The following is a 21,269-nucleotide window of genomic DNA, read 5'->3' as shown; positions in this document are numbered from 1 at the left end:
ACCTTAACCCTGCCACGGGCCTGAATAATCGGCATAGAGCGCGGCCGGATCGGGGCGCGGACGCTCCGGCGCCGTGCCTTCATAGCTGCCGATATGCACGAAGCCGATGACGCGCTCATCCGGCGCAAGCCCCAGGATCGCCCTGCCCTCCGGCACTTCGGAATACCAGTTGGTGATCATGTTGGTGCGGTAGCTCAGCGCGTTGGCCGCAAGGATGAGGTTCATCGCGGCCATGCCGCCCGACAGGAACTTCTCCCAATCGGGAATCTTGGGATGCTCCTTCGGCGTGGAGACGACGCCAATCACCACCGGCGCCCGCGAGAAGCGGGTAAGCTCCTGATTGCGCCGGCCTTCCGGCAGCGGGCCTTCGCGCTCCTCGGCAAGGGCCGCCAGCTTGCGGCCGATCTCCTCACGCGCCTCGCCGCGATAGACGATGAACCGCCAGGGCGCCAGCCGGCCATGGTCGGGGACACGGCTGGCCGCGGCGATAATCTTCGCGATCTCGGCATCGTCCGGCCCGGGTGCCTGCAAATCCTGGATCGGCACGGAAGCTCTGGCCAGCAGGAAATCCATGATCGTCGCGTTCATCTTGCAATATCCCTGGAAAGGTCGGCGGCTCGGGTCGGGTCCCTCGGGAAGCGGCCCGGGCAGTGCCTGAAATGGGAAGCATCCGCGGTCGGGATGCAGTCGGGCCTTGAAATTGCCACCGCCTTGCGGTTCAAGGCAAGACATGTTTGCAGCGGCCCGCCGTCTTTTCCCGATTCCCATGACCCCGGCCCCGATGGCCCCTATCTTCATGGGCATGCTGTGCGCGGCCATGGCGCTGCCGGCCGCGGCGCAGGAAGACGACGGGCTGGGAGACCTCAAGCTGCCCGGTATCTCCAGCTATGCCACGCCGCAAAGCGACCGTTCGCTCGCCACCAGTTCCGGCGGCACCGTGACGCTGAGCGCCCAGCTCAACGAAGGCGGCGAGGAGATCACCCGGGGCATGGTCTGGCGTGTGTTCAAGCCCGAACCGGATGCCGACGGCAAGCTGCCGCTGGTGGCCTCGGCGCAGGGCGGCACCTCGATCTTCGATCTGGAGCCCGGAAGCTATCTGGTCCACGCCTCCTATGGCCGCGCCGGCGCCACCAAGCGCATATCGGTCGGCCGGCAGGCCCAGCACGAAAGCTTCGTGCTCAATGCCGGCGGCCTGAAGCTCGACGCCACGGCAGCCGGCGGCGGACGCATCCCCCCGGCCAAGCTGCGCTTTTCGATCTACGAGGGCGACGGCGAGGACAGTGGTGATCGGGCACTCGTCCTGCCCAATGTTCAGCCCAACACCGTGGTGCGGCTCAAATCCGGCACCTATCATGTCGTGTCGACCTACGGGTCGGTGAACGCTATCATCCGTTCCGACATCCGCGTCGAGGCCGGCAAGCTCACCGAGGCGACGGTGGAACACCATGCAGCCGAAGTCACGCTCAAGCTGGTGCGCGAGGCCGGCGGCGAAGCCATCGCCGACACCTCGTGGTCGGTGCTCAACGAGGCGGGCGAGCAGGTGAAGGAAAGCGTCGGCGCCTTTGCCCCCATGGTGCTGGCGGATGGCGACTACACGGCCATCGCCAAGAATCGCGACCGCATCTACCAGAAGGACTTCAAGGTCGAGCCCGGCCAGAACCGCGAAATCGAGGTGGTCGCCTCGGAAGCCTCGGCGGTCGATCCCGAAGCCGCCGACTGAGTGTTCACCGCATCTCGGCTTGCAAGAGCCGCCCCTGCATGACACATAGGTCCTGTTCTCAGGGCGGGGCGAAATTCCCCACCGGCGGTATGCGGCTCGAATAGAGCCGCGAGCCCGCGAGCGCTTTCCCCGCAGCGGGGAAAGGTCAGCAGATCAGGTGCGATGCCTGAGCCGACGGTTACAGTCCGGATGAAAGAGGACATGCAGGCGCCGTCGTTTACGCGGGCGGCAAGCCTTCATGTGATCGCCTTGGGTGACGTGTCTGTTGCTGAAAGGAGATCACATGACACAAGCCCACTCTGCTTTTTCCCGTCCCGTGCGCTACGCCTTCATCAAGGCCAACTGGCACAAGGACATCGTGGACCGCGCGCTGGAAGGGTTCACGCAGCTCATTCCCGCTTCCCAGGTCGATGTCTTCGATGTGCCCGGCGCATTCGAGATGCCGATGCTGGCCCGCGACCTTGCCCAGTCCGGCCGCTATGCCGCCGTCGCGGCTGCGGCGCTGGTGGTCGATGGCGGCATCTACCGGCATGATTTCGTGGCGCAGGCGGTGGTCGACGGATTGATGCGCGCTGGAATGGACACGGGCGTCCCGGTGCTTTCGGTGTCGCTCACCCCGCATCATTATCAGGAAACCGAGCATCACAACCGCATCTTCTCCGAGCATTTCGTGCAGAAGGGCCGCGAGGCGGCCGAGGCGGCGCTGATGATCGGCAAGACCCGCGCCCAGCTCGCGGCCTGACATTTCCATCCGAAAACGAGAACGGCGGCGGATTTCTCCGCCGCCGTTTTCGTTCGAACGCCTGTTGGCCCGTCAGGCAGCGCGGGCGCGTTTGAGGTCGGGCGGCGTCGCCTCGTCGGACAGCGAGGTCACGGCCTCGTCGAGTGTCATCGAATGCTGGTCGCGCGAACCGAGGCGGCGCATGTTGACCGTACCCTCCTCAGCCTCGCGCTTGCCGCAGACGAGGATAACCGGCACCTTGGCAAGGCTGTGCTCGCGCACCTTGTAGTTGATCTTCTCGTTGCGAAGATCGGTTTCCGCCGCCAGACCCGCCTGCTTCAGCCGTGCCACGACCTGGCGCGCATAATCGTCGGCGTCGGAGGTGATTGTCGCCACCACCACCTGCAAGGGCGCGAACCACAGCGGCATCTGGCCGGCATGGCTCTCGATGAGGATGCCGAGGAAGCGCTCCAGCGAGCCGCAGATGGCGCGGTGCACCATTACCGGCTGCTTCTTCTCCGAATCCGCGCCGATATAGAAGGCCCCGAAGCGCTCCGGCAGGTTGAAGTCCACCTGCGTGGTGCCGCACTGCCATTCGCGGCCGATGGCGTCGCGCAGCGTATATTCGAACTTCGGCCCGTAGAACGTGCCCTCGCCCTCGTTGATGCCGGTCTTGATGCGGTTGTCCTCGCGCGCCATTCGCGCCAGTGCGCGGCGCAGGATGTCCTCGGCGTGGTCCCATGCCGCATCGGTGCCGACGCGCTTTTCGGGCCGCGTGGCCAGCTTCACCACCACCTCGTCGAAACCGAAATCCTTGTAGACCGACATCATCAGGTCGTTGATCTTGAGGATTTCCGCCTCGAGCTGGTCCTCGGTGCAGAAGATATGCGCATCGTCCTGGGTGAACGCGCGGACCCGCATGAGACCATGCAAGGCCCCCGACGCCTCATAGCGATGCACATTGCCGAATTCGGCAAGCCGGATCGGCAGATCGCGGTAGGACTTCAAGCCATGCTTGAAGATCTGTACATGGCCGGGGCAGTTCATCGGCTTGAGCGCAAACACGCGCTGGTCGGCATCCGGATCGTCCGGATGGGTGAAGGCGTGGGCCGACTTCACCGCGAACATGTTCTCCTGATACCAGCCCCAGTGGCCCGATGTCTCCCACAGGCTCTTGTCCAGCACCTGCGGCGCATTCACCTCCTGGTAGTCGTCGCCGAGGCGGCGGCGCATATAGGCAATGAGGTTCTGGAACATCTTCCAGCCCTTGGCGTGCCAGAAGACGACGCCCGGCCCCTCCTCCTGGAAGTGGAAGAGGTCCATCTCACGCCCCAAGCGGCGATGGTCGCGCTTCTCGGCCTCCTCCAGCATGTGCAGATACTGGTCGAGCTGTTCCTGCGTCGCCCAGGCGGTGCCGTAGATGCGCGTCAGCATCGGGTTGTTGGCATCGCCGCGCCAATAGGCGCCGGCCACCTTCATCAGCTTGAAGGCGCTGCCGATCTGGCCGGTGGAAGCCATATGCGGGCCACGGCACAGGTCGAACCAGTCGCCCTGATAATAGATCTTGAGGTCCTGATCCTCCGGGATCGCCTCGACCAGTTCGACCTTGTAGGCCTCGCCCTTGTCGCGGAACACCTGCTTGGCCTTGTCGCGCGACCACACTTCCTTGGTGAAGGGTTTGTTGCGCTGGACGATCTCGCGCATCTTCTTCTCGATGGCGGGGAAATCCTCCGGCGTGAAGGGTTCGTTGCGGGCGAAGTCGTAGTAGAAACCGTTCTCGATCACCGGACCGATGGTCACCTGCGTGCCGGGCCACAGTTCCTGCACCGCCTCGGCCAGCACATGCGCGGCATCATGGCGGATCAGTTCCAGCGCGCGCGGATCGTCGCGGGTGACGATCTCGACCTTGCCGGAGCCGCCCAGCGGGTCGGACAGATCGCGCAAGGCGCCGTCGAACGTGTAGGCGACCGCCTTCTTGGCCAGCGACTTGGAGATGGATTCGGCAAGTGCGGCGCCGGTCGTGGCGGCATCATAGTCGCGAGACGAACCATCGGGAAATGTGAGGGAAACGGAATTCGACACAGGTGTTCTCCTATCCAGTCCCGCAAACGAGCGCGGGTGGGTTGATGCCGGATGCGTCCGGCGGCAGCGGTGTCATAATCGGCGCAGCCACGGCCGTAAAGCCATGGCTGCATCAGGAGGCAGCACCGCGACGCTTTGCGCCGATCTCCCGATACCGCCAGGGCAGGAACCAGCGGAAACGCGGGGCGAGCTGTTCCGGCACATTGTCGATGCCGTGCGTGCCGCCCGGCCCGCAGCGCAGGAACCGGAACAGGCCCATCCAGCCGCCTGCCCACAGGCCGTGGCGGGCTATCGCCTCGTAGGCATATTCCGAACAGGTCGGCAGGTGCCGGCAGGTGTTGCCGACGAAGCCGGACAGGGTGAGCTGATAGAGCCGCACCACAGACGTGCCGAACACGCGGCCCGGCGTCCTGCGCCACGGGCCGGACCAGTTGCGCCCTCTCCGGGGGTGCTGCGGCGCATGTGAATGCCGGTGCGTCACGCTCCTGTCCCGTTTCGTGGCTCTGCCCTGCTCCCTCGCCCACAGATGCGATCTCGGTGCGCCGATTGCAATGCGGCCGATCCGCCGCGTCAAGCAGGCGTGAACAGTGCGTCGCCGAATGCTTCGGTTTGAACAGACGCTTCGCCCGCTCTATCTTTCGGTTCAACACGCATCCCGCCACAATCCCGGATCATGGCGCCGGCGATCCCCGACCGCCGGGCGACAGGGGTGCCCAACCATCGCCCCGGTGCGTTGCCGGACAGGAGGCTGACATGCCCGACACCATCGAACTTGGACTGGACACCTTCGGCGACGTCACGCTCGGCCCGGACGGCAAGTTGCTGCCGCAGGCGCAGGTGATCCGCAACCTCATCGACCAGGCCGTGCTGGCGGACCAGGTAAGCGTGGATTTCATCGGCGTCGGCGAGCACCATCGCGACGATTTCGCCGTTTCGGCGCCGGAAGTGGTGCTGGCGGGCATTGCCGCGCGCACGGAGCGCATCAAGCTGGGCTCCGCCGTCACGGTGCTGAGTTCGGACGACCCGATCCGCGTGTTCCAGCGCTTCTCGACCGTCGATGCGATCTCGAACGGCCGGGCCGAGGTCATCCTCGGGCGCGGATCGTTCACCGAGTCCTTCCCGCTGTTCGGATTCAAGCTCTCCGACTACGAGACCCTGTTCACCGAAAAGCTCGACCTGTTTGCCGCCCTGCTGAAAAATGGCCCGGTGACCTGGCAGGGGTCGGTGCGCCCGCCGCTTGCCGACCAGCGCGTCTATCCGCCGATCGAGAACGGCACGCTCAAGACCTGGATCGGCGTCGGCGGCAGCCCGGAATCGGTGATCCGCGCGGCGCGCTATCACCTGCCGCTGATGCTCGCCATCATCGGCGGCGACCCTAAGCGCTTCAAGCCTTATGCGGATCTCTACCGCGACGCGCTGGCGCAACTGGGGGCTCCCACCCTGCCGATCGGCGTGCATTCGCCCGGCCATATCGCGGAGACCGACGAGCAGGCGCGCGAGGAGCTTTGGCCGAGCTACAAGAAGATGCACGACCGCATCGGCGGCGAGCGCGGCTGGGGTCCCGTCTCGATCACGGCCTTCAATTCCGAGGCGGACATGGGCTCGCTCTATGTCGGCTCGCCGGAAACCGTGGCGAAGAAGATCGCCGCCACGGTGAAGGCGCTTGATGCTGCGCGCTTCGACCTGAAATACTCGTCGGGGCCGATGGAGCATGGGAAGATGATGCGCTCGATCGAGCTCTACGGCACCCGCGTCATTCCCATGGTGCGCGACCTGCTGGCGGACAGTTGAGGGGTCTTTACGGCCGGGCCGATCACGCGGCTTTTTCGGCCTTGGTCTTCTCGATCTGGTCGATGCAATCGACCACCGCGTCGAACACCAGCATGGTCGAGGCGTGGCGGGCCTTGTAGTCGCGTACCGGCTCCAGATATTTCAGGTCGTCGAACCTGCCCTGCGGCGGCGCGCCGTTTTCCTTCAGCATCTTCAGCATGGTCTCGCGCACGTCCCGCAGTTCCTGCGCGCTGGCGCCGACGACGTGCTGCGCCATGATCGACGACGAGGCCTGCCCAAGCGCACAGGCCTTCACGTCCTGCGCGTAATCAGTGACGATACCGTCCTGCATGGCGAGATCGACGGTGACGGTGGAGCCGCACAGCTTCGAATGCGCCTTGGCGCTCGCATCGGGCTTGTCCAGCCGGCCGATCCGCTCGATATTTCCCGCGAAGGCCAGAATTTTCCTGTTGTAGACGTCGTCGATCATAATTTTCCGGTCCGTCGCCGTCTGGCGAACAGCGATTGCCGCTTCCGCACTTTCAATCGCAGCGCCCGACCAATATATAATGGTGATGTTTCGGGAACGGCAAGGCACCATTGCGCGTCTATGTCGCCGGAACCCAGTCACGCCGCATTCGGGCCGTTTCGCGATCCCGTAATAGGCAGTGGTCCGTTCAACTCGTTCCTCCATCGAGGGGAACTACGGGAGACGCCTTTATGGACGCCGTCATCAAGAAGATCATGCCCGCCTCCGCGTATATGGAAAAGCCCGTCACCGACCGGCCGAGCCAGCAGGAGGTGGAAACCGCCGTGCGCACGCTGTTGCGCTGGACCGGCGACAATCCGGATCGCGAAGGCCTGGTCGACACGCCGAAGCGCGTCGCCAAGGCGTTCCTCGAAATGTTCAACGGCTACGACATGTGCCCGGCCGAGGAACTTGGCCGCACTTTCGAGGAAGTCGCCGGCTATGACGACCTCGTGCTGGTGCGCGACATCCAGTTCCACTCGCATTGCGAGCACCACATGGTGCCGATCATCGGCAAGGCCCATGTCGGCTACCTGCCGGACGGCAAGGTCGTCGGCCTGTCCAAGATCGCCCGCGTCGTCGACATCTTCGCCCACCGCCTGCAGACGCAGGAGGCCATGACGGCGCAGATCGCCAACGTCATCCAGGACGTGCTCAATCCGCGCGGCGTGGCGGTGCTGATCGAGGCCGAGCATATGTGCATGGCCATGCGCGGCATTCGCAAGCAGGGCTCGACCACGCTGACCTCGACCTTCACGGGCACCTTCAGCGACAATGCGGACGAGCAGATCCGTTTCATGACCATGGTGCGCGGCGGCCTGGTGCGCTGAGCGCGCCCCGCCGCCTTCACCGGTCCAATACCCAAGGAGAGCAGCCGTGACGGCGCTGACCTTCGCCCCTGCCCCTGCCGACAAGCAGGCCCTCGAACAGGAAGGCGCCGCCTTCACGCCACGTTTCGATGCCAATGGCCTTGTCACGGCGGTGGTCACCGATGCCGCCGACGACATGCTTTTGATGGTGGCGCATATGAACGAGGAGGCGCTGGCGCTGACGCTCGAAACCGGCATCGCACACTACTGGTCACGCTCGCGCAAGGCGCTGTGGAAGAAGGGCGAAACCTCCGGCAACATGCAGCACGTGGTCGAGCTGCGCACGGACTGCGACCAGGATGCGGTGTGGCTGCGCGTTAAGGTCGCAGGCCATGATGCAACCTGCCACACAGGCAGGCGTTCCTGTTTTTATCGAATGGTGGAGCTTCGCGACGGGAAGGCCATCCTTTCCGGTGATGGAAGTACCCCGCTGTTCGATGCAAAGGCCATCTATCTAAAGTCTGACTAACCCACTCGGAAACTTGCCCTTAAACTGATTCACCTTTTCGATACGGGACGGCTCTAGACTGAAACTGGGACAAGGGAGATCGTGATGCTCGAATGGGCGTCATTGCGCGGCAGGCCAGATGTCCGGGAAGCAAACGGGCTTTCTTCGGCAACCAGCACGGTCGAGCCCGCCCCTGCCCCGAACAAGGGCATCGCGCTTGCACTGGGCGGCGGCTGCGCCCGCGGCTGGGCTCATATCGGCGTGCTGCGCGCGCTGGACGAGGCCGGCGTCGAGATTTCCATGATCGCGGGCACCTCCATCGGGGCGCTGGTCGGCGGCTGCTATCTGGCCGGCAAGCTCGACGAACTGGAGGATTTCGCCCGCAGCCTGACGCGGCGGCGTATCTTCGGCCTGCTCGACATCACCCTGCGCGGCAGCGGCCTGTTCGGCGGCCTCAAGCTCGATGCGCGGCTGCGCGAGCATCTCGATGGCACCCGTTTCGAGGACCTGCCCAAGCCCTTCGTCAGCGTCGCCTCCGAAATCCATACCGGGCATGAGATATGGCTCACCAAGGGCTCGCTGATCACCGCCATGCGCGCCTCCTATGCGCTGCCGGGCGTGTTCGAGCCGGTCAACTGCAACGGGCGCATGCTGGTCGACGGCGCGCTGGTCAATCCGGTTCCGGTTTCGGTATGCCGGGCGCAGGAACAGCCGGCGGTGGTCGCCGTCAATCTCAGCTCCGACAATTTCGGCCGGGCCGCCGTCATCCGCCACAGTGCGGGCGAGTCCGGGGACGATAGGCTGCAGGCCGAACAGGCCATGCTTCCTGTCCTGTCCAGACAGCACTCGGCGCACGACGCCCGGCTCGGCATCACCGGCGTGATGGTGGAAGCGTTCAACATCATTCAGGACCGCATTTCGCGGGCGCGGCTGGCCGGCGATCCTCCGGATTTTTCGCTGCACCCCAAGCTCGGCCACATCGGCCTTACCGAATTCCACCGCGCCGGAGAGGCGATCCATCTCGGCTACGAGACCACCCTGGCCCATGCGGCGGAGCTGAAGCGGCTGCAAAGCGTGCTTGTCTGAAATCACCCGCCAAATGGAGGAGGATTGCTGGACCCTCCGGCATTCTCACAGCCGGGATTGAAGCTGCTGATCTCGCATATGCACTTCTGGATCTGCAAACGCTCGGCTTCAGACAATTCCGAGCATTGAACATCCGCCAGGGATTTCTTCCCGTCCACATTGACGGTGGTTTTGGAGCGTGACGCATAGCTGATAAGGCCGGCGGTAATTCCCGTGGCCGTACCGTTCGCGATCGCGCCGCCGACGACCGCAGTCATGCCCGGCGACGAGCCGGTGGCCTGCGACACGAGCCGACTGTCCCGGTTCTTCCCATTGCCCAGACGGAAAGTCTTGATGTCGGTGACCACCGGGCTGGCCCCCGATTTATCCGCACCGATCGTCACCACATCCTGATATCGCGAGCCGTCCGCAAGCTGATAGGGGTCGAGCACCTTGGTTTCGGGCGCAGCGCATCCGACCGCCAGCGAGCAAACCCCGAACAAAACTATCCGCAAACGCATCAGCCCCCGCATCATGTGCTTTGACGGACGCGACATGAGCCCCCTGCCCACGACGTCCGGATGCGGCGCAATCTAGAAACGGGTGGAAAGCCCGCAACCCCCAATTGGGGACCCCAGCCGCAGGTGCGGTTTCGCGCACGGCTGCGGAGAAGGCGGTAGCATCTTCAAAATCCGCAAGAAGCGTGTAACGGTAGGCAGCGCGGAATCATCGTTCAGGGGAAAACGATGGGGGCAGATCACCAGGAGGCTCTCGGGTCGCTGCTTGAGGCGGTGCAGGCTCCGGGACAATGGTCGCAGGCCTTGCGATCTGTCGCATCCAGCTTCCGTGCCGACCATGTGTTCGCCTATCTGGTCAGCCCCGACAACACACAGCCCTATACGTCCTCCGGAAGCAGGGAAATCCTGGAAAAGGTCGTGGCCGACAACTGGCACGAGCGCAACCCACGCATGCTTCGCGGCCTGCATCACGCGCGATCCGGCCAGGTCGGCATACTGACCGACTGGCGCCTTTTTTCGCCGGATGAGATCGCGCGCGAGCCGTTCGAGCAGGAATTCGCAATCAGGTTCGACTGCGTTCACTACGCCGGTTCGTTCATTCCCATCGACAGAGATTCGTTCCTCGTTCTCAGCATGGAGCGGAGCAAACGCCGCGGAGCCTTTCTGGGAGCCGAACTCGATGACGTTGCGCGCTTCATCGAAATGACTAACACGGCCCTCAGCTATGCCATTCGCGCGCAAAAGGCGGTGACGACCGGCCTGGTGGATTCGCTGAGCACCGAGAAAACCGCCTGGGCCTGGCTCGACGGCCATGCGCGGCCTTGCCACTACTCGGCCAGTTTCAATGCCATGGTCGGCCGCTTCTTCGGCAGCAGGAACGGACGTCTTGCGCCTCTTTGCGGAGATACCGACAGGTTCGGCTTTCTGGTTGCCATGGCCGCCGTGGGTGAGCAGATCAATATGAGTCTGACCGTTGCCAATCCGGCGAACCCGGCAGACACGGCTACGGTCAGGATCGTCCCGCTTCGAACCATCGCCCGCGACATGGCCTCCCGGGGCGACGTGCTTCTCTCGATCGAGGTCAACCCGATACAGAGGCCGTCGATAGAAGACATCTTGACCCGCGATTACGGACTGACGAAAGCGGAAGTCCGGCTTGCCTTGCTGATCTCGGAAGGAAACAAACTGCGATCCGCGGCGGAAACGGAACGGATCACCTACGAGACGGCGCGGTCGCGGCTGAAGATAATCTTCAACAAGCTTTCGGTCGGCAGGCAGGCCGATCTCATCCTGAAGATGAGCGAACTTCTTAAAGGCTAGGCCGGAGCGGCGTCCACGATCCTGAACTGGGCGCTGCGATTGCCGTTCCAGTAATTCGATGACAGCGAACCGGCCGCGTGGATCGTCGCGCCACGGCTCTTGAACAGGAAGTCGCCGAGCGCGGTGTCGGCCGCCCGGAAGGCGATGCCCGGGATGCGGCCGCCGCTTTCCGAGCGCAGTTCGGCTCTGATGTGATTGGCCCCGACCAGACGCGCATCGACCAGGCGATGGCGCGGCAGGGCGAAGACCGGCGCGACATGGCCGGTTCCGTAGGGTCCGGCCTTCTCAAGCGTATCCAGCAGTTGCAGCGACACGCCCTCAGCTGCGAGCGCTCCGTCGATGAGCAGGCTTTCCTGATCCTGCAAACGGAACACATCGGCGGCCGCGCGCTCCTCGAAGAAGGCCCGCAGCGCGCCGAGCTTCCCCTGTTCCACGGTGATGCCGGCCGCCATGGCGTGGCCGCCGCCCTTGACCAGCAAACCTGCTTCCACCGCCTCGCGTACCATGCGGCCGAGATCGAAACCCGGAACGGAACGCCCGGAACCGCTGCCGATGCCGCTCGCGTTGAAGGCAATGGCGAAGGCCGGCCGCCGCGCGTGATCCTTCAGCCGCGATGCCAGAAGGCCGACAATACCGGGGTGCCAGGCCGGATTGGCGGTGACCAGCACCGCCGGCCCGTTGCCGCCGGCAAGCTCGGCGTCGGCCTCGGCGCGCGCCTCGGCCAGCATCACGGTTTCCATGGCCTGCCGTTCCTGGTTGAGGCGATCGAGCGTCTCGGCGATCGCCTGCGCCTCGACCGGATCGTCGGTCGCCAGCAACCGGCTGCCCAGCGCGGCATCGCCGATGCGCCCGCCGGCATTGATGCGTGGGCCGATGAGGAAGGCGAGATGGAAGGCGTTGATCGGCTCGCCGATGCGCGCGGCCTGCGCCAACGCGGCGAGCCCGGCATTCGACTGCCGGCGCATGACCTGCAATCCCTTCACCACGAAGGCGCGGTTGACGCCGACGAGCGGCACCACATCGCAGACCGTGGCCAGCGCCACCAGATCGAGCAAGCCGAGCAGGTCCGGCTGGCTGCTTCCCGGCCTGCGGGCGCGCAACAGTTTCGCGGTCTGCACCAGCGTCAGGAACACAACGCCGGCGGCACACAGATGCCCCTGTCCCGACAGGTCGTCCTCGCGGTTCGGGTTGACGACCGCCGTGTCCGCCGGCAGCGCCCCGCCCACCTGATGATGGTCGAGCACCACCACCTCCGCGCCCGCCTCCCTCGCCGCCTCGATGGATGAGGCGGAATTGGTGCCGCAGTCCACCGTGACGATCAGCGAGGCACCGCGCGACACCAGTTCCCGCATGGCGTCGGGGTTGGGGCCGTAGCCTTCAAAAATGCGGTCGGGAATGTAGATTTCGGACTCGACCCCGAAATGGGCGAGGAAGCGCTTGAGCAGGGCCGAGGAAGCGGCGCCGTCGACATCGTAGTCGCCGAAGATCGCCACCTTCTCCTTGCGCGTGACGGCGTCGGCCATGCGGCTCGCCGCCCGCTCCATGTCGGTCAGCGAAGCCGGGTCGGGCAGCAGGTCGCGGATGGTGGGATCGAGAAAGCGCGCCGCATCCGCCGTCTGCACGCCGCGCCCGGCCAGCACGCGCGCCACGATATCGGGCACGCCGTGGCCCTGCGCGATCGCCAGCGCAATCATGTCCTGGCGATCGGTGAGCCTGTGCTCCCAGAAGATGCCGGTCGCCGAGCGCCGGACATCGAGGAAGAGACGCTTGTCGGCCATTATCGCTCGCACCCCTTGCGGGTCACGAAACCATAGGCCGACAGCTTCAGCACCGGGCTCAGAACTTGTCCAGGTCCTGATGGCGCGCCTTGATCTCGCGCACGGTACGCGAGGACGAACGCAGCACGATGGTATGCGTGGTGATGAAGTTGCGGCCGAACTTCACGCCCGACAGCATGTTGCCGTCGGTGACGCCGGTGGCGGCGAACAGCACATCGCCGCGCGCCATCTCGTCTGCGCGATAGGCCTTGTTCGGATCGCTGACACCCATGCGCGCCGCGCGCTCGATCTTCTCCGGCGTATCGAGGATGAGGCGACCCTGCATCTGGCCGCCGGTGCAGCGCAGTGCCGCCGCCGCCAGCACGCCCTCGGGCGCGCCGCCGATGCCCATATAGATGTCGATTCCGGTTTCCTCCGGATCGGTGGTGTGGATGACGCCGGCCACGTCGCCGTCGCCGATGAGGCGGATGGCGGCGCCCGTGCCGCGCACGGCCTCGATCAGCCTGGCATGGCGCGGGCGGTCGAGGATACAGGCAGTCACCTCGCCGACCGGCACACCCTTGGCCTTGGCAAGGCGGGCGATATTCTCGGCCGGCGGCGCATCGATGTCGATGACGTCGGCGGCATAGCCGGGACCGATGGCGATTTTGTCCATGTAGACGTCCGGCGCGTTGAGCAGGCTGCCCTTCTCGGCCAGCGCCACCACGGCCAGCGCATTGGGCAGGTTCTTGGCGCAGATGGTGGTGCCTTCCAGCGGATCAAGCGCGATGTCCACCGCCGGCCCCTTGCCGGTGCCGACCTCCTCGCCGATGTACAGCATCGGCGCCTCGTCGCGCTCGCCCTCACCGATCACCACCGTGCCCTTGATGGCGAGGCGGTTCAGTTCGGTGCGCATGGCATCGACGGCGACCTGATCGGCGGCCTTCTCGTCACCGCGTCCACGCAGGCGGGCGGCTGCCACCGCCGCGCGCTCGGTAACGCGCACCAGTTCCATGGTCAGAACCCGGTCGAGGCCCGCGCTGATCTTGTCTGCCGCATTCATGATCTTGCTCAATCCCTTTTGCCGTGCTCCATCCCGGAGCGTCATCCTCTTTTGTCAAAGGCGCATGGCAACGGCAAGCCCCGCCGCGGCCCTCGACAAAAAATCAACAATATCAATCGATTGAAAGCAGATCAGAGTATTTCCGCTTTTCTTCGAATCGCGAAGACACTCTAACTATCCATTTTGACGCAATTCCGGACGCAACCGCGCCGCACATGTGCCGGAATTGCTCTATTCGGCTCGTTCGATCCGGATGACCTGCGGCTTGTCGACCAGATGGCCGTCCTGGGTGATGCCTTCGACCGCCTTGCGGACCGCCGCTTCCGAGGTCTCGTGGGTCACGAGGATCACGGTCTTCTGGGTTTCAGGGTTGGCGCCATTGGCGTGCTGGACGATGGATTCCAGCGAAATCTCGCTCTCGGCCATGCGCCTAGCGACGGCGGCGAACACGCCAACGCGGTCGTGGACCGTGAGGCGGATGAAGTAGCCGCCGGCGTGGGAGCGCATGCGCGCCTTCTTGTAGGGCTGCAATTCCTTCGCCGGCCGGCCGAAGACCGGCCCGTGCTGGAAACCGGGGCGGCTCTTGGCGATATCGGCAATGTCGCCGACAACCGCGGACGCCGTCGCGTTGCCGCCGGCCCCGGGGCCGGACAGCAGCAATTCACCCAGAATGTCGGTCTCGATGGCAACCGCGTTCGTCACGCCATGCACCTGCGCGATGACGGAAGCCGTCGGCACCATCGTCGGGTGCACGCGCTGCTCGATGCCGCTTTCGGTGCGCAAGGCGACGCCCAGCAGCTTGATGCGGTAGCCCAGCTCGCTGGCGGCGCGGATGTCGGCCTGGGTGATGTTCGATATGCCTTCCAGGTAGATGTCGTCGGGAGCGATGCGGCTGCCGAAGGCAAGGCTGGTAAGGATGGAGAGCTTGTGCGCCGTATCGTTGCCTTCGATGTCGAAGGTCGGGTCGGCCTCGGCATAGCCCAGCCGCTGCGCATCCTTCAGGCAGTCCTCGAAGGACAGACCCTCGGCCTCCATGCGGGTGAGGATGTAGTTGCAGGTGCCGTTGAGGATGCCGAACACGCGGCTGATCGTATTGCCGGCCATGGCCTCGCGCATGGTCTTGATGACCGGGATGCCGCCGGCCACCGCCGCCTCGTAGTTGAGCAGGATGCCCTTCTCTTCCGCGATCTCGGCCAGCGCCACGCCATGGCGGGAAAGCAGCGCCTTGTTGGCAGTGACCACATGGCGGCCGGCTTCCAGCGCGGCGATCACGCTGGCCCGGGCCGGGCCGTCCTCGCCGCCGATCAGCTCGACGAACACGTCGATGTCGGCGCTGCGCGCCAGTTCCACCGGATCGTCGAACCATTTGGCGGCGGAAAGATCGATGCCGCGGTCGCGGGTCGCATCGCGCGCCGAAACGGCGGTCACGGTAATTTCACGGCCGCACTGGCGGGTGAGTTCGGCGGCCTTTTCCGCCAGAACCCGTGCGACCGAGGCACCCACGGTGCCAAGGCCGGCTATTCCAACGCGCAATGCTTCAGCCATGAGAGGCTCAGTCCCTTCTTCAAAAAATGTAAAATGCGGCGGGGCTGTCAGCGGTTGGCCGAAAGCGGAACCACATTGTGGAGTTGCGCCGCATCCGTGGAGAGGAAGCGCTTGATGTTGCGCGCCGCCTGGCGGATTCGATGCTCGTTCTCGACCAGCGCGATGCGCACATAGTCGTCGCCATGCTCGCCGAAGCCGACGCCGGGCGCGACGGCCACGTCGGCATGCTCGATCAGCAGCTTGGAAAATTCCAGCGAGCCGAGATGGCGGAACTGCTCCGGGATCGGCGCCCAGGCGAACATGGTGGCCGCCGGGGCCGGCACGGTCCAGCCAGCGCGGGTGAAGGAATCCACCATCACGTCGCGGCGCTTGCGGTAGACCTCGCGCACTTCGGCGATGTCGGCGCCATCGCCGTTCAGCGCCGCCGTCGCCGCGACCTGGATCGGGGTGAAGGCACCATAGTCGAGATAGGACTTCACCCGCGTCAGCGCCGCGATCAGCCTCTCGTTGCCGACCGCGAAGCCCATGCGCCAGCCGGGCATGGAGAAGGTCTTCGACATGGAGGTGAACTCGACCGCGCAATCCATCGCGCCCGGCACTTCCAGCACCGAAGGCGGCGGGTTGCCGTCGAAATAGATCTCCGAATAGGCGAGGTCGGAAAGGATGATGATGTCGTTCTTCTTCGCGAAGGCGACCACGTCCTTGTAGAAGTCGAGCGAGGCGACCAGCGCCGTCGGGTTCGACGGATAGTTGAGGATCAGCGCCAGCGGCTTGGGAATCGAGTGGCGCACGCCCCGCTCCAGCGCCGGGATGAAGCCGTCATCGGGCTCCACCTGCATGGAGCGGATGACGCCGCCGGACATGATGAAGCCGAAGGCGTGAATCGGATAGGTCGGATCCGGGCACAGCACCACGTCGCCGGGCGCGGTGATGGCCTGCGCCATGTTGGCGAAGCCTTCCTTGGAGCCGAGCGTGGCGACCACCTGGGTGTCGGGATCGAGCTTCACGCCGAAGCGGCGCGCATAATAATTGGCCTGTGCCCGGCGCAGGCCGGGAATGCCGCGCGAGGAGGAATAGCGATGGGTGCGCGGGTCGCGCACCACTTCGCACAGCTTGTCGACGATCGCCTTCGGCGTCGGCAGGTCCGGATTGCCCATGCCAAGGTCGACGATGTCGGCGCCACGCGCCCGGGCGGCGGCCTTCAGACGGTTGACCTGCTCGAACACGTAAGGCGGAAGGCGGCGAACCTTGTGAAACTCTTCCATGGCAATTCCAGCGATCGCAAACCGTAAAATTCAGGTGGCGCGGTATAACCCTATTTGCAGGTCGGGTCGAGGGCGGGATCGCACTTGCCTTCGATCTCCCTGAGCGTGTCCTTGGCGTGGGTGGCGCCAAGCTTGCGCAGGGCCGCGCTGTCGTTTCGAGCACCCGCCGCGCGTCCCGGATTCTGGGCTGTCCTGCGGTCGGCCTCGAGCGCCGCGAGCTTGGCTTTCGCCTCGCTATCGGTGAATTGCGGCGCCGCCTGTCCGGGCTTGATATTGAGGTTGGGGAAGGTCCCGGTATCGCGCGGACCGACCACATTGCCGGCGGCAACGGAAGACGCGGACGACTGGCTGTCAGCGGCCGGCCCGCCGGCGCAGGCCGAAAGCGCCAGCAGCATCGCGGCGGCGGCCATCGTGAAGGAGAATTTTGCGCTCAAATCCGCCGCTTTTTCGATACCAGTTGTCATCTTGAATCCGTGAAATCCGGAATAGACCGTGTTGGACCCTATCCGCTTACTCATGATAGCATGTCAACCGTAAGGGCCAGGGAGGAATTGCGCGACCATGTCCGAAAAAGCGGGCCAAGGCAAAGGCGAAAGTGACGCCCACTCCTCCATCGACCAATATCTGGTGAAGGACCCGGAGCTTTTCGCCATAAATCTGGCCCGCATGATCGAGCAGGCCGGCAAGGCCGCATCCGCCTGGGTGGAGCCGCGCGAAAAAGGCGAGTTGCGCGATCATATCGCCGAGCCGATGGCCGACATGGTGAAGACCTTCTCGCGGCTCGCCGAATACTGGCTGTCCGAGCCGCAACGGGCGCTGGAAGCGCAAACGCGGCTGTTCGCCGCCTATATGAATGTGTGGACCCGAGCCATCCAGCGCCTGAACACGGCGCCCGACGCCGCGCCGGTTGAAGATGCCGTGAAGCCAGAGCGCGGCGACAAGCGCTTCCAGGATCCCGAGTGGGGCCGCAACGCCTTCTTCGACTTCCTCAAGCAGACCTATCTGGTGACCTCGAAATGGGCCTCGGACCTGGTGGAGCAGACCGAGGGGCTGGACGAGCACACGAGGCAGAAGGCCAATTTCTACGTGAAGCAGGTGTCGGCGGCGATGTCGCCGTCGAATTTCCTGTTCACCAATCCCGAGCTGTTCCGCGAGACCATGGCCTCCCACGGCGAAAACCTGGTGCGGGGCATGAAGATGCTGGCCGAGGACATCGCCGCCGGCAAGGGCGAGCTGAAGCTTCGGCAATCCGACTACACCCGCTTCTCGATCGGCGAGAACATCGCCGTAACCCCCGGCAAGGTGGTGGGTCGCAGCGACGTGGCCGAGATCATCCAGTATTCGCCCACGACGGAGAAGGTGCTGAAGCGACCCCTGCTGATCTGCCCGCCATGGATCAACAAGTTCTACATCCTCGACCTCAACCCGGAGAAATCCTTCATCCGCTGGGCGATCGAGCAGGGTCACACCGTGTTCGTCATCTCCTGGGTGAACCCCGACGAGCGCCACGGCGCCAAGAGCTGGGAAGCCTATATCCGCGAGGGCCTGCAATACGGGCTCGACACGGTCGAGAAGGCGACGGGGGAGCGCGAGGTCAATGCCATCGGCTATTGCGTGGGCGGCACGCTGCTGGCGGCCGCGCTCGCGCTGCTGGCGCAGGAGGGCGACGATCGCGTGCGCTCGGTCACCTTCTTCACCACGCAGGTCGACTTCACCTATGCGGGCGACCTCAAGGTGTTCGTGGACGAGGATCAGGTCAGCGCGCTGGAGCGCGCCATGCGGGAAAAGGGCTATCTGGACGGCACGCGCATGGCGACGGCCTTCAACATGCTGCGCTCCAGCGACCTCATCTGGCCCTATGTCGTCAACAACTATATGCGCGGCAAGGATCCCCTGCCCTTCGACCTGCTCTACTGGAACGCCGACTCCACGCGCATGACGGCGGCCAACCACTCCTTCTATCTGCGCAACTGCTATCTGGAGAACACGCTCTCGGCCGGACGCATGGAGCTTTCGGGGCGGACAATCTCGCTCTCCGACATCACCATTCCCATCTACAATCTGGCCGCCAAGGAAGACCACATCGCCCCGGCGCGCTCGGTATTCCTGGGCTGCAGGTTCTTCGGCAGCGACGTGGAATATGTGATGGCCGGGTCCGGCCATATCGCCGGCGTGATCAACCCGCCGCATCTCAACAAGTACCAGTACTGGACCGGGGGCAAGCCGCAAGGCGAATTCGACGCCTGGTTCGCCAAGGCCAAGGAAACGCCGGGCTCGTGGTGGCCGCACTGGCAAGAATGGATCGAAAGACAGGACGGCAGGCGCGTTGCCGCCCGCGTTCCGGGAGAGCAGATTCAGCCTCTGGGTGAGGCGCCGGGTACATACGTACGGGTGCGTGTGTAACATTCTGTAATGTCTGGTGAGTTGACGACCGGCGCGAAGCGGGTGAAATGGCTCCGTCAACTCTCTGGTAATCTTATTCTGTCGATAGTCGCTGAATTCTCAGCAAGGTTGCCGATTTGACACAGGTCCCGTTTGCGAACCGGGGGACACGATCAAGTCGACGCTGACGCCACAACGCCTGCGTCGATGCGATATCGGACGGAAAGCAAGGGAGTTTTGTTTTGAAATCAGCAGGATCGCGCCTCGCAAAAGGTGAATGCCGTCTCATAACGGCTGCCCTCCTGTCCGTCCTCCTTGCTTCCTGCTCCTCGACCGGCGACCCGGCACTCTCCGTCGGCATGCCCGGCTACAATGCCGCTGAGCTTTCGTCTGCCTCGACCTCGACGCCGTCCTTCGCCGCCGATTCGGATGCTGCGGTTTCCACCGAGCCCCAGCAGCTCATGAGCGCGGAGGGCGACACCGAACTGCCCGATCAGGTGGCCTTCATGCCGGCCGCCAAGCCCGGCGCCTCCCTCACGGCGCTCGCGGCGGTGGATGAAGAGGCCCAGAACACGCTGCAGGCACAGGCCACGGCGCTGGGGCAACCGGCCCCCACGGAGGAAAGCCAGCAGGCGGCCGCCCCTGCTCCGGAAACCAAGCCTGAGGGGCCGGCCGTGCAGACGGCTTCCGCACAGGCGGACCAGCAGCAGCCGGCGGAATTCTTCGTGACCGCGACCGATCCCGCACCCCAGGCGGAAGCGCCCAAGAAGAAGGGCTTCCTGGCCTCGTTCTTCGGAGCCTCTTCGGCCTCAGCCGCGCCGGCCGCGAAGGCAAAGCCGACCGTGCAGCAGGCCAAGCCCGCCGCCAAGCCGGTGGTGACGCTCGCCTCGGCAGAGCCGGCAAAGCCGATCATCGCCTCGGCGAATGTCGACCGCAGCAAGTTTTCGGAAGATTCGCTTCCCGGCGTCCGCCAGAACGCCCTGTTCGAGATCAAGCGCAAATCCGGTGTCGACGACGACAGCGACATCGACCTCAACGAGGACGAAGGCTTCGGCTCCTATCAGGTCGCATCGGCCGCCGGCCTCGCGCGCCTCGCCCCCAACGGCCTCCTGAAGCAGACCGAAAGCGTGGACGTGGCCTGTCTCAAGCCCTCGCTGGTGCGGGTGCTCAAGACCATCGAGAATCACTACGGCAAGAAGCTGGTCGTCACCTCCGGCTATCGCGACCCGAACCGCAACAAGCGTGCGCGCGGCGCCAAGAACTCGCTGCACATGTATTGCGCGGCCGCCGATATCCAGATGCCGGGCGTCAGCAAGTGGGAACTGGCCAACTATCTGCGCTCCATGCCGGGCCGCGGCGGCGTCGGCACCTATTGCCACACCGATTCAGTGCATGTGGATGTCGGCCCCGAGCGGGACTGGAACTGGCGCTGCCGCCGGCGCAAATAGGCCCCTGTTCCGCGGTTTCCGGGGCCGAATTGACCGATCCGGTCCCCCTCGAAATCATTTCGAGAAAAAAGTTGTCGCAAGGCAGGTTGATGGGTTGCCCGTTTCGCACAACCCAACTATATACCGCCCTCATCTGAGCGCGCCCATCGTCTAGCGGTCAGGACGCCGCCCTTTCACGGCGGAAACAGGGGTTCGATTCCCCTTGGGCGTACCAGCATTTTCAGGCAGTTCTCCACAATTCCTGAAGTCCGGCATCAGCATCGCTGCGTGCCCGACAATTGGCCTGCGTAACACGCTTTTGCAATTCGTCATTGGCACCCCGGCACCGGCGATGCGATTTAGTGGGGAGCGGCGAACCTTCGGGCGAGCTTGCGGGGGCGGTATCAGGCAATGCTCCTTCGGGAGCGCCGCCCTTTCATACCCCTTCCCCAAAGCGCATCGATTGATCCGGCAGGCACCCGTGCTATGGTGGCACCGGCGGGTTCCGAAAGACGGGTTGCAGAATTGAGCGGAGCGGATCAGGTCAGCGGTCGGCAGATCGCAGCCGGCAGGGTTCTGGCAGGCGTGGGGCAGGAGAAGCTCGCGAAGCTGGCCAGCATTTCCGTCACCACGCTGCGGCGCATGGAATCCAGCGAAGGGCCGGCCAGCGGCCTTCCCAACAATGTGCGGGCGGTCAGAAGCGCGCTGGAGAAGCTGGGCATCCGCTTCATTCCCGAAAACGGCGGCGGCGCGGGCGTGCGCCTGAAATTCAATTCGTCCGAGGTCCG

At 64.6% G+C, this 21,269-nt stretch carries 19 protein-coding genes, 1 tRNA gene, 1 pseudogene and 1 riboswitch; of the genes and pseudogenes, 11 read left to right on the top strand and 10 right to left on the bottom strand.

From position 1 onward, the window contains the following. Nucleotides 1-3: 3 nt before the first annotated feature. Nucleotides 4-588, bottom strand: coding sequence for a nitroreductase family protein (locus tag ACVCNR_RS16600; RefSeq protein WP_354192573.1), 585 nt, complete (start codon nucleotides 586-588; stop codon nucleotides 4-6). 193 nt (nucleotides 589-781) lie between these two features. On the opposite strand from ACVCNR_RS16600, the gene ACVCNR_RS16595 reads away from it, so the two are divergent. Both ACVCNR_RS16595 and ACVCNR_RS16590 read left to right on the top strand, forming a co-directional pair. After that, nucleotides 782-1,720: an RgsD C-terminal domain-containing protein gene (locus ACVCNR_RS16595; RefSeq protein ID WP_354192574.1), complete on the top strand. Its 939-nt coding sequence runs from the start codon at nucleotides 782-784 to the stop codon at nucleotides 1,718-1,720. Between the two features lie 50 nt (nucleotides 1,721-1,770). Then, nucleotides 1,771-1,925, top strand: a riboswitch (FMN riboswitch). 78 nt (nucleotides 1,926-2,003) lie between these two features. Beyond that, entirely contained in the window at nucleotides 2,004-2,462 is a 459-nt protein-coding gene (locus ACVCNR_RS16590; protein ID WP_354192576.1) for a 6,7-dimethyl-8-ribityllumazine synthase, read from the top strand. Nucleotides 2,463-2,534: 72 nt separating this feature from the next. Here the strand turns inward: ACVCNR_RS16590 and thrS are convergent, their stop codons facing one another. Both thrS and yidD read right to left on the bottom strand, forming a co-directional pair. Further along, nucleotides 2,535-4,523, bottom strand: coding sequence for a threonine--tRNA ligase (gene thrS / locus ACVCNR_RS16585; RefSeq protein WP_354192577.1), 1,989 nt, complete (start codon nucleotides 4,521-4,523; stop codon nucleotides 2,535-2,537). A gap of 112 nt (nucleotides 4,524-4,635) precedes the next feature. Further along, entirely contained in the window at nucleotides 4,636-5,004 is a 369-nt protein-coding gene (yidD, locus tag ACVCNR_RS16580) for a membrane protein insertion efficiency factor YidD (RefSeq protein WP_354192578.1), read from the bottom strand. A gap of 272 nt (nucleotides 5,005-5,276) precedes the next feature. Here yidD and ACVCNR_RS16575 point away from each other — a divergent pair, with 272 nt between their 5' ends. Next, nucleotides 5,277-6,314, top strand: a complete 1,038-nt coding sequence (locus ACVCNR_RS16575; protein ID WP_447075547.1) for an LLM class flavin-dependent oxidoreductase — start codon at nucleotides 5,277-5,279, stop codon at nucleotides 6,312-6,314. 22 nt (nucleotides 6,315-6,336) lie between these two features. Here ACVCNR_RS16575 and ACVCNR_RS16570 read toward each other — a convergent pair whose 3' ends face one another. Then, nucleotides 6,337-6,783, bottom strand: a complete 447-nt coding sequence (locus ACVCNR_RS16570) for an iron-sulfur cluster assembly scaffold protein (RefSeq protein ID WP_354192581.1) — start codon at nucleotides 6,781-6,783, stop codon at nucleotides 6,337-6,339. Between the two features lie 230 nt (nucleotides 6,784-7,013). On the opposite strand from ACVCNR_RS16570, the gene folE reads away from it, so the two are divergent. From folE to ACVCNR_RS16555, 3 genes are all read left to right on the top strand, one after another. After that, entirely contained in the window at nucleotides 7,014-7,652 is a 639-nt protein-coding gene (gene folE / locus ACVCNR_RS16565) for a GTP cyclohydrolase I FolE (protein ID WP_354192582.1), read from the top strand. A gap of 46 nt (nucleotides 7,653-7,698) precedes the next feature. Then, nucleotides 7,699-8,160: a phosphoribosyl-AMP cyclohydrolase gene (hisI, locus tag ACVCNR_RS16560; protein ID WP_447075545.1), complete on the top strand. Its 462-nt coding sequence runs from the start codon at nucleotides 7,699-7,701 to the stop codon at nucleotides 8,158-8,160. An 84-nt stretch (nucleotides 8,161-8,244) separates the two neighbouring features. Next, nucleotides 8,245-9,225 carry a patatin family protein gene (locus ACVCNR_RS16555; RefSeq protein WP_447075544.1) on the top strand — a complete coding sequence of 327 codons (981 nt, stop codon included), beginning with the start codon at nucleotides 8,245-8,247 and terminating at the stop codon, nucleotides 9,223-9,225. A gap of 2 nt (nucleotides 9,226-9,227) precedes the next feature. Here ACVCNR_RS16555 and ACVCNR_RS16550 read toward each other — a convergent pair whose 3' ends face one another. After that, nucleotides 9,228-9,761, bottom strand: a complete 534-nt coding sequence (locus ACVCNR_RS16550; RefSeq protein WP_447075543.1) for a hypothetical protein — start codon at nucleotides 9,759-9,761, stop codon at nucleotides 9,228-9,230. Between the two features lie 300 nt (nucleotides 9,762-10,061). Here ACVCNR_RS16550 and ACVCNR_RS16545 point away from each other — a divergent pair, with 300 nt between their 5' ends. After that, a complete protein-coding gene (locus tag ACVCNR_RS16545) occupies nucleotides 10,062-11,042 on the top strand; it encodes a helix-turn-helix transcriptional regulator (protein ID WP_447075542.1) in 981 nt (326 codons plus the stop codon). Here the strand turns inward: ACVCNR_RS16545 and recJ are convergent. The 5 genes from recJ to ACVCNR_RS16520 form a co-directional block, all read right to left on the bottom strand. Next, nucleotides 11,039-12,820, bottom strand: a complete 1,782-nt coding sequence (gene recJ, locus ACVCNR_RS16540; RefSeq protein WP_447075541.1) for a single-stranded-DNA-specific exonuclease RecJ — start codon at nucleotides 12,818-12,820, stop codon at nucleotides 11,039-11,041. The genes ACVCNR_RS16545 and recJ overlap by 4 nt on opposite strands. 58 nt (nucleotides 12,821-12,878) lie before the next feature. Continuing rightward, the gene (glpX, locus tag ACVCNR_RS16535; protein ID WP_354193039.1) at nucleotides 12,879-13,862 is read right to left on the bottom strand and encodes a class II fructose-bisphosphatase; all 984 of its coding nucleotides are present in this window, start codon (nucleotides 13,860-13,862) and stop codon (nucleotides 12,879-12,881) included. A gap of 231 nt (nucleotides 13,863-14,093) precedes the next feature. Continuing rightward, nucleotides 14,094-15,407 carry a homoserine dehydrogenase gene (locus tag ACVCNR_RS16530; protein WP_354192588.1) on the bottom strand — a complete coding sequence of 438 codons (1,314 nt, stop codon included), beginning with the start codon at nucleotides 15,405-15,407 and terminating at the stop codon, nucleotides 14,094-14,096. A 47-nt stretch (nucleotides 15,408-15,454) separates the two neighbouring features. Then, complete coding sequence (locus tag ACVCNR_RS16525; protein ID WP_354192589.1) at nucleotides 15,455-16,672, bottom strand: LL-diaminopimelate aminotransferase; 1,218 nt, start codon at nucleotides 16,670-16,672, stop codon at nucleotides 15,455-15,457. A 50-nt stretch (nucleotides 16,673-16,722) separates the two neighbouring features. Next, nucleotides 16,723-17,136 carry a hypothetical protein gene (locus ACVCNR_RS16520; RefSeq protein ID WP_447075539.1) on the bottom strand — a complete coding sequence of 138 codons (414 nt, stop codon included), beginning with the start codon at nucleotides 17,134-17,136 and terminating at the stop codon, nucleotides 16,723-16,725. Between the two features lie 97 nt (nucleotides 17,137-17,233). Between ACVCNR_RS16520 and ACVCNR_RS16515 the strand changes: the two genes are divergently transcribed. The 4 genes and pseudogenes from ACVCNR_RS16515 to ACVCNR_RS16500 all read left to right on the top strand — a co-directional run. Next, nucleotides 17,234-19,075, top strand: a complete 1,842-nt coding sequence (locus ACVCNR_RS16515; protein ID WP_447075537.1) for a PHA/PHB synthase family protein — start codon at nucleotides 17,234-17,236, stop codon at nucleotides 19,073-19,075. A 221-nt stretch (nucleotides 19,076-19,296) separates the two neighbouring features. Continuing rightward, on the top strand, nucleotides 19,297-20,502 hold the full coding sequence (locus tag ACVCNR_RS16510; RefSeq protein WP_447075536.1) for a YcbK family protein: 1,206 nt from the start codon (nucleotides 19,297-19,299) through the stop codon (nucleotides 20,500-20,502). Between the two features lie 139 nt (nucleotides 20,503-20,641). Beyond that, nucleotides 20,642-20,716 (top strand) — tRNA-Glu (locus ACVCNR_RS16505). Nucleotides 20,717-21,006: 290 nt separating this feature from the next. After that, nucleotides 21,007-21,249 (top strand): annotated as a pseudogene (locus ACVCNR_RS16500) (helix-turn-helix domain-containing protein); the annotation flags it as partial. Nucleotides 21,250-21,269: the final 20 nt, after the last annotated feature.

The sequence above is a fragment of the Aquamicrobium terrae genome, assembly GCF_052978165.1.
Note: the sequence above shows the minus strand (reverse complement) of the source record. Positions and strands in the feature narration are given on the sequence as shown.

Excerpts from the sequence above, each read along its gene's own strand:
- ACVCNR_RS16600 (WP_354192573.1), bottom strand. The coding sequence starts at position 588 with ATGAACGCGACGATCATGGATTTCCTGCTGGCCAGAGCTTCCGTGCCG.
- ACVCNR_RS16595 (WP_354192574.1), top strand. The coding sequence starts at position 782 with ATGGCCCCTATCTTCATGGGCATGCTGTGCGCGGCCATGGCGCTGCCG.
- ACVCNR_RS16590 (WP_354192576.1), top strand. The coding sequence starts at position 2,004 with ATGACACAAGCCCACTCTGCTTTTTCCCGTCCCGTGCGCTACGCCTTC.
- ACVCNR_RS16575 (WP_447075547.1), top strand. The coding sequence starts at position 5,277 with ATGCCCGACACCATCGAACTTGGACTGGACACCTTCGGCGACGTCACG.
- ACVCNR_RS16570 (WP_354192581.1), bottom strand. The coding sequence starts at position 6,783 with ATGATCGACGACGTCTACAACAGGAAAATTCTGGCCTTCGCGGGAAAT.
- folE (WP_354192582.1), top strand. The coding sequence starts at position 7,014 with ATGGACGCCGTCATCAAGAAGATCATGCCCGCCTCCGCGTATATGGAA.
- ACVCNR_RS16555 (WP_447075544.1), top strand. The coding sequence starts at position 8,245 with ATGCTCGAATGGGCGTCATTGCGCGGCAGGCCAGATGTCCGGGAAGCA.
- ACVCNR_RS16550 (WP_447075543.1), bottom strand. The coding sequence starts at position 9,761 with ATGTCGCGTCCGTCAAAGCACATGATGCGGGGGCTGATGCGTTTGCGG.
- recJ (WP_447075541.1), bottom strand. The coding sequence starts at position 12,820 with ATGGCCGACAAGCGTCTCTTCCTCGATGTCCGGCGCTCGGCGACCGGC.
- glpX (WP_354193039.1), bottom strand. The coding sequence starts at position 13,862 with ATGAATGCGGCAGACAAGATCAGCGCGGGCCTCGACCGGGTTCTGACC.
- ACVCNR_RS16530 (WP_354192588.1), bottom strand. The coding sequence starts at position 15,407 with ATGGCTGAAGCATTGCGCGTTGGAATAGCCGGCCTTGGCACCGTGGGT.
- ACVCNR_RS16525 (WP_354192589.1), bottom strand. The coding sequence starts at position 16,672 with ATGGAAGAGTTTCACAAGGTTCGCCGCCTTCCGCCTTACGTGTTCGAG.
- ACVCNR_RS16520 (WP_447075539.1), bottom strand. The coding sequence starts at position 17,136 with ATGACAACTGGTATCGAAAAAGCGGCGGATTTGAGCGCAAAATTCTCC.
- ACVCNR_RS16515 (WP_447075537.1), top strand. The coding sequence starts at position 17,234 with ATGTCCGAAAAAGCGGGCCAAGGCAAAGGCGAAAGTGACGCCCACTCC.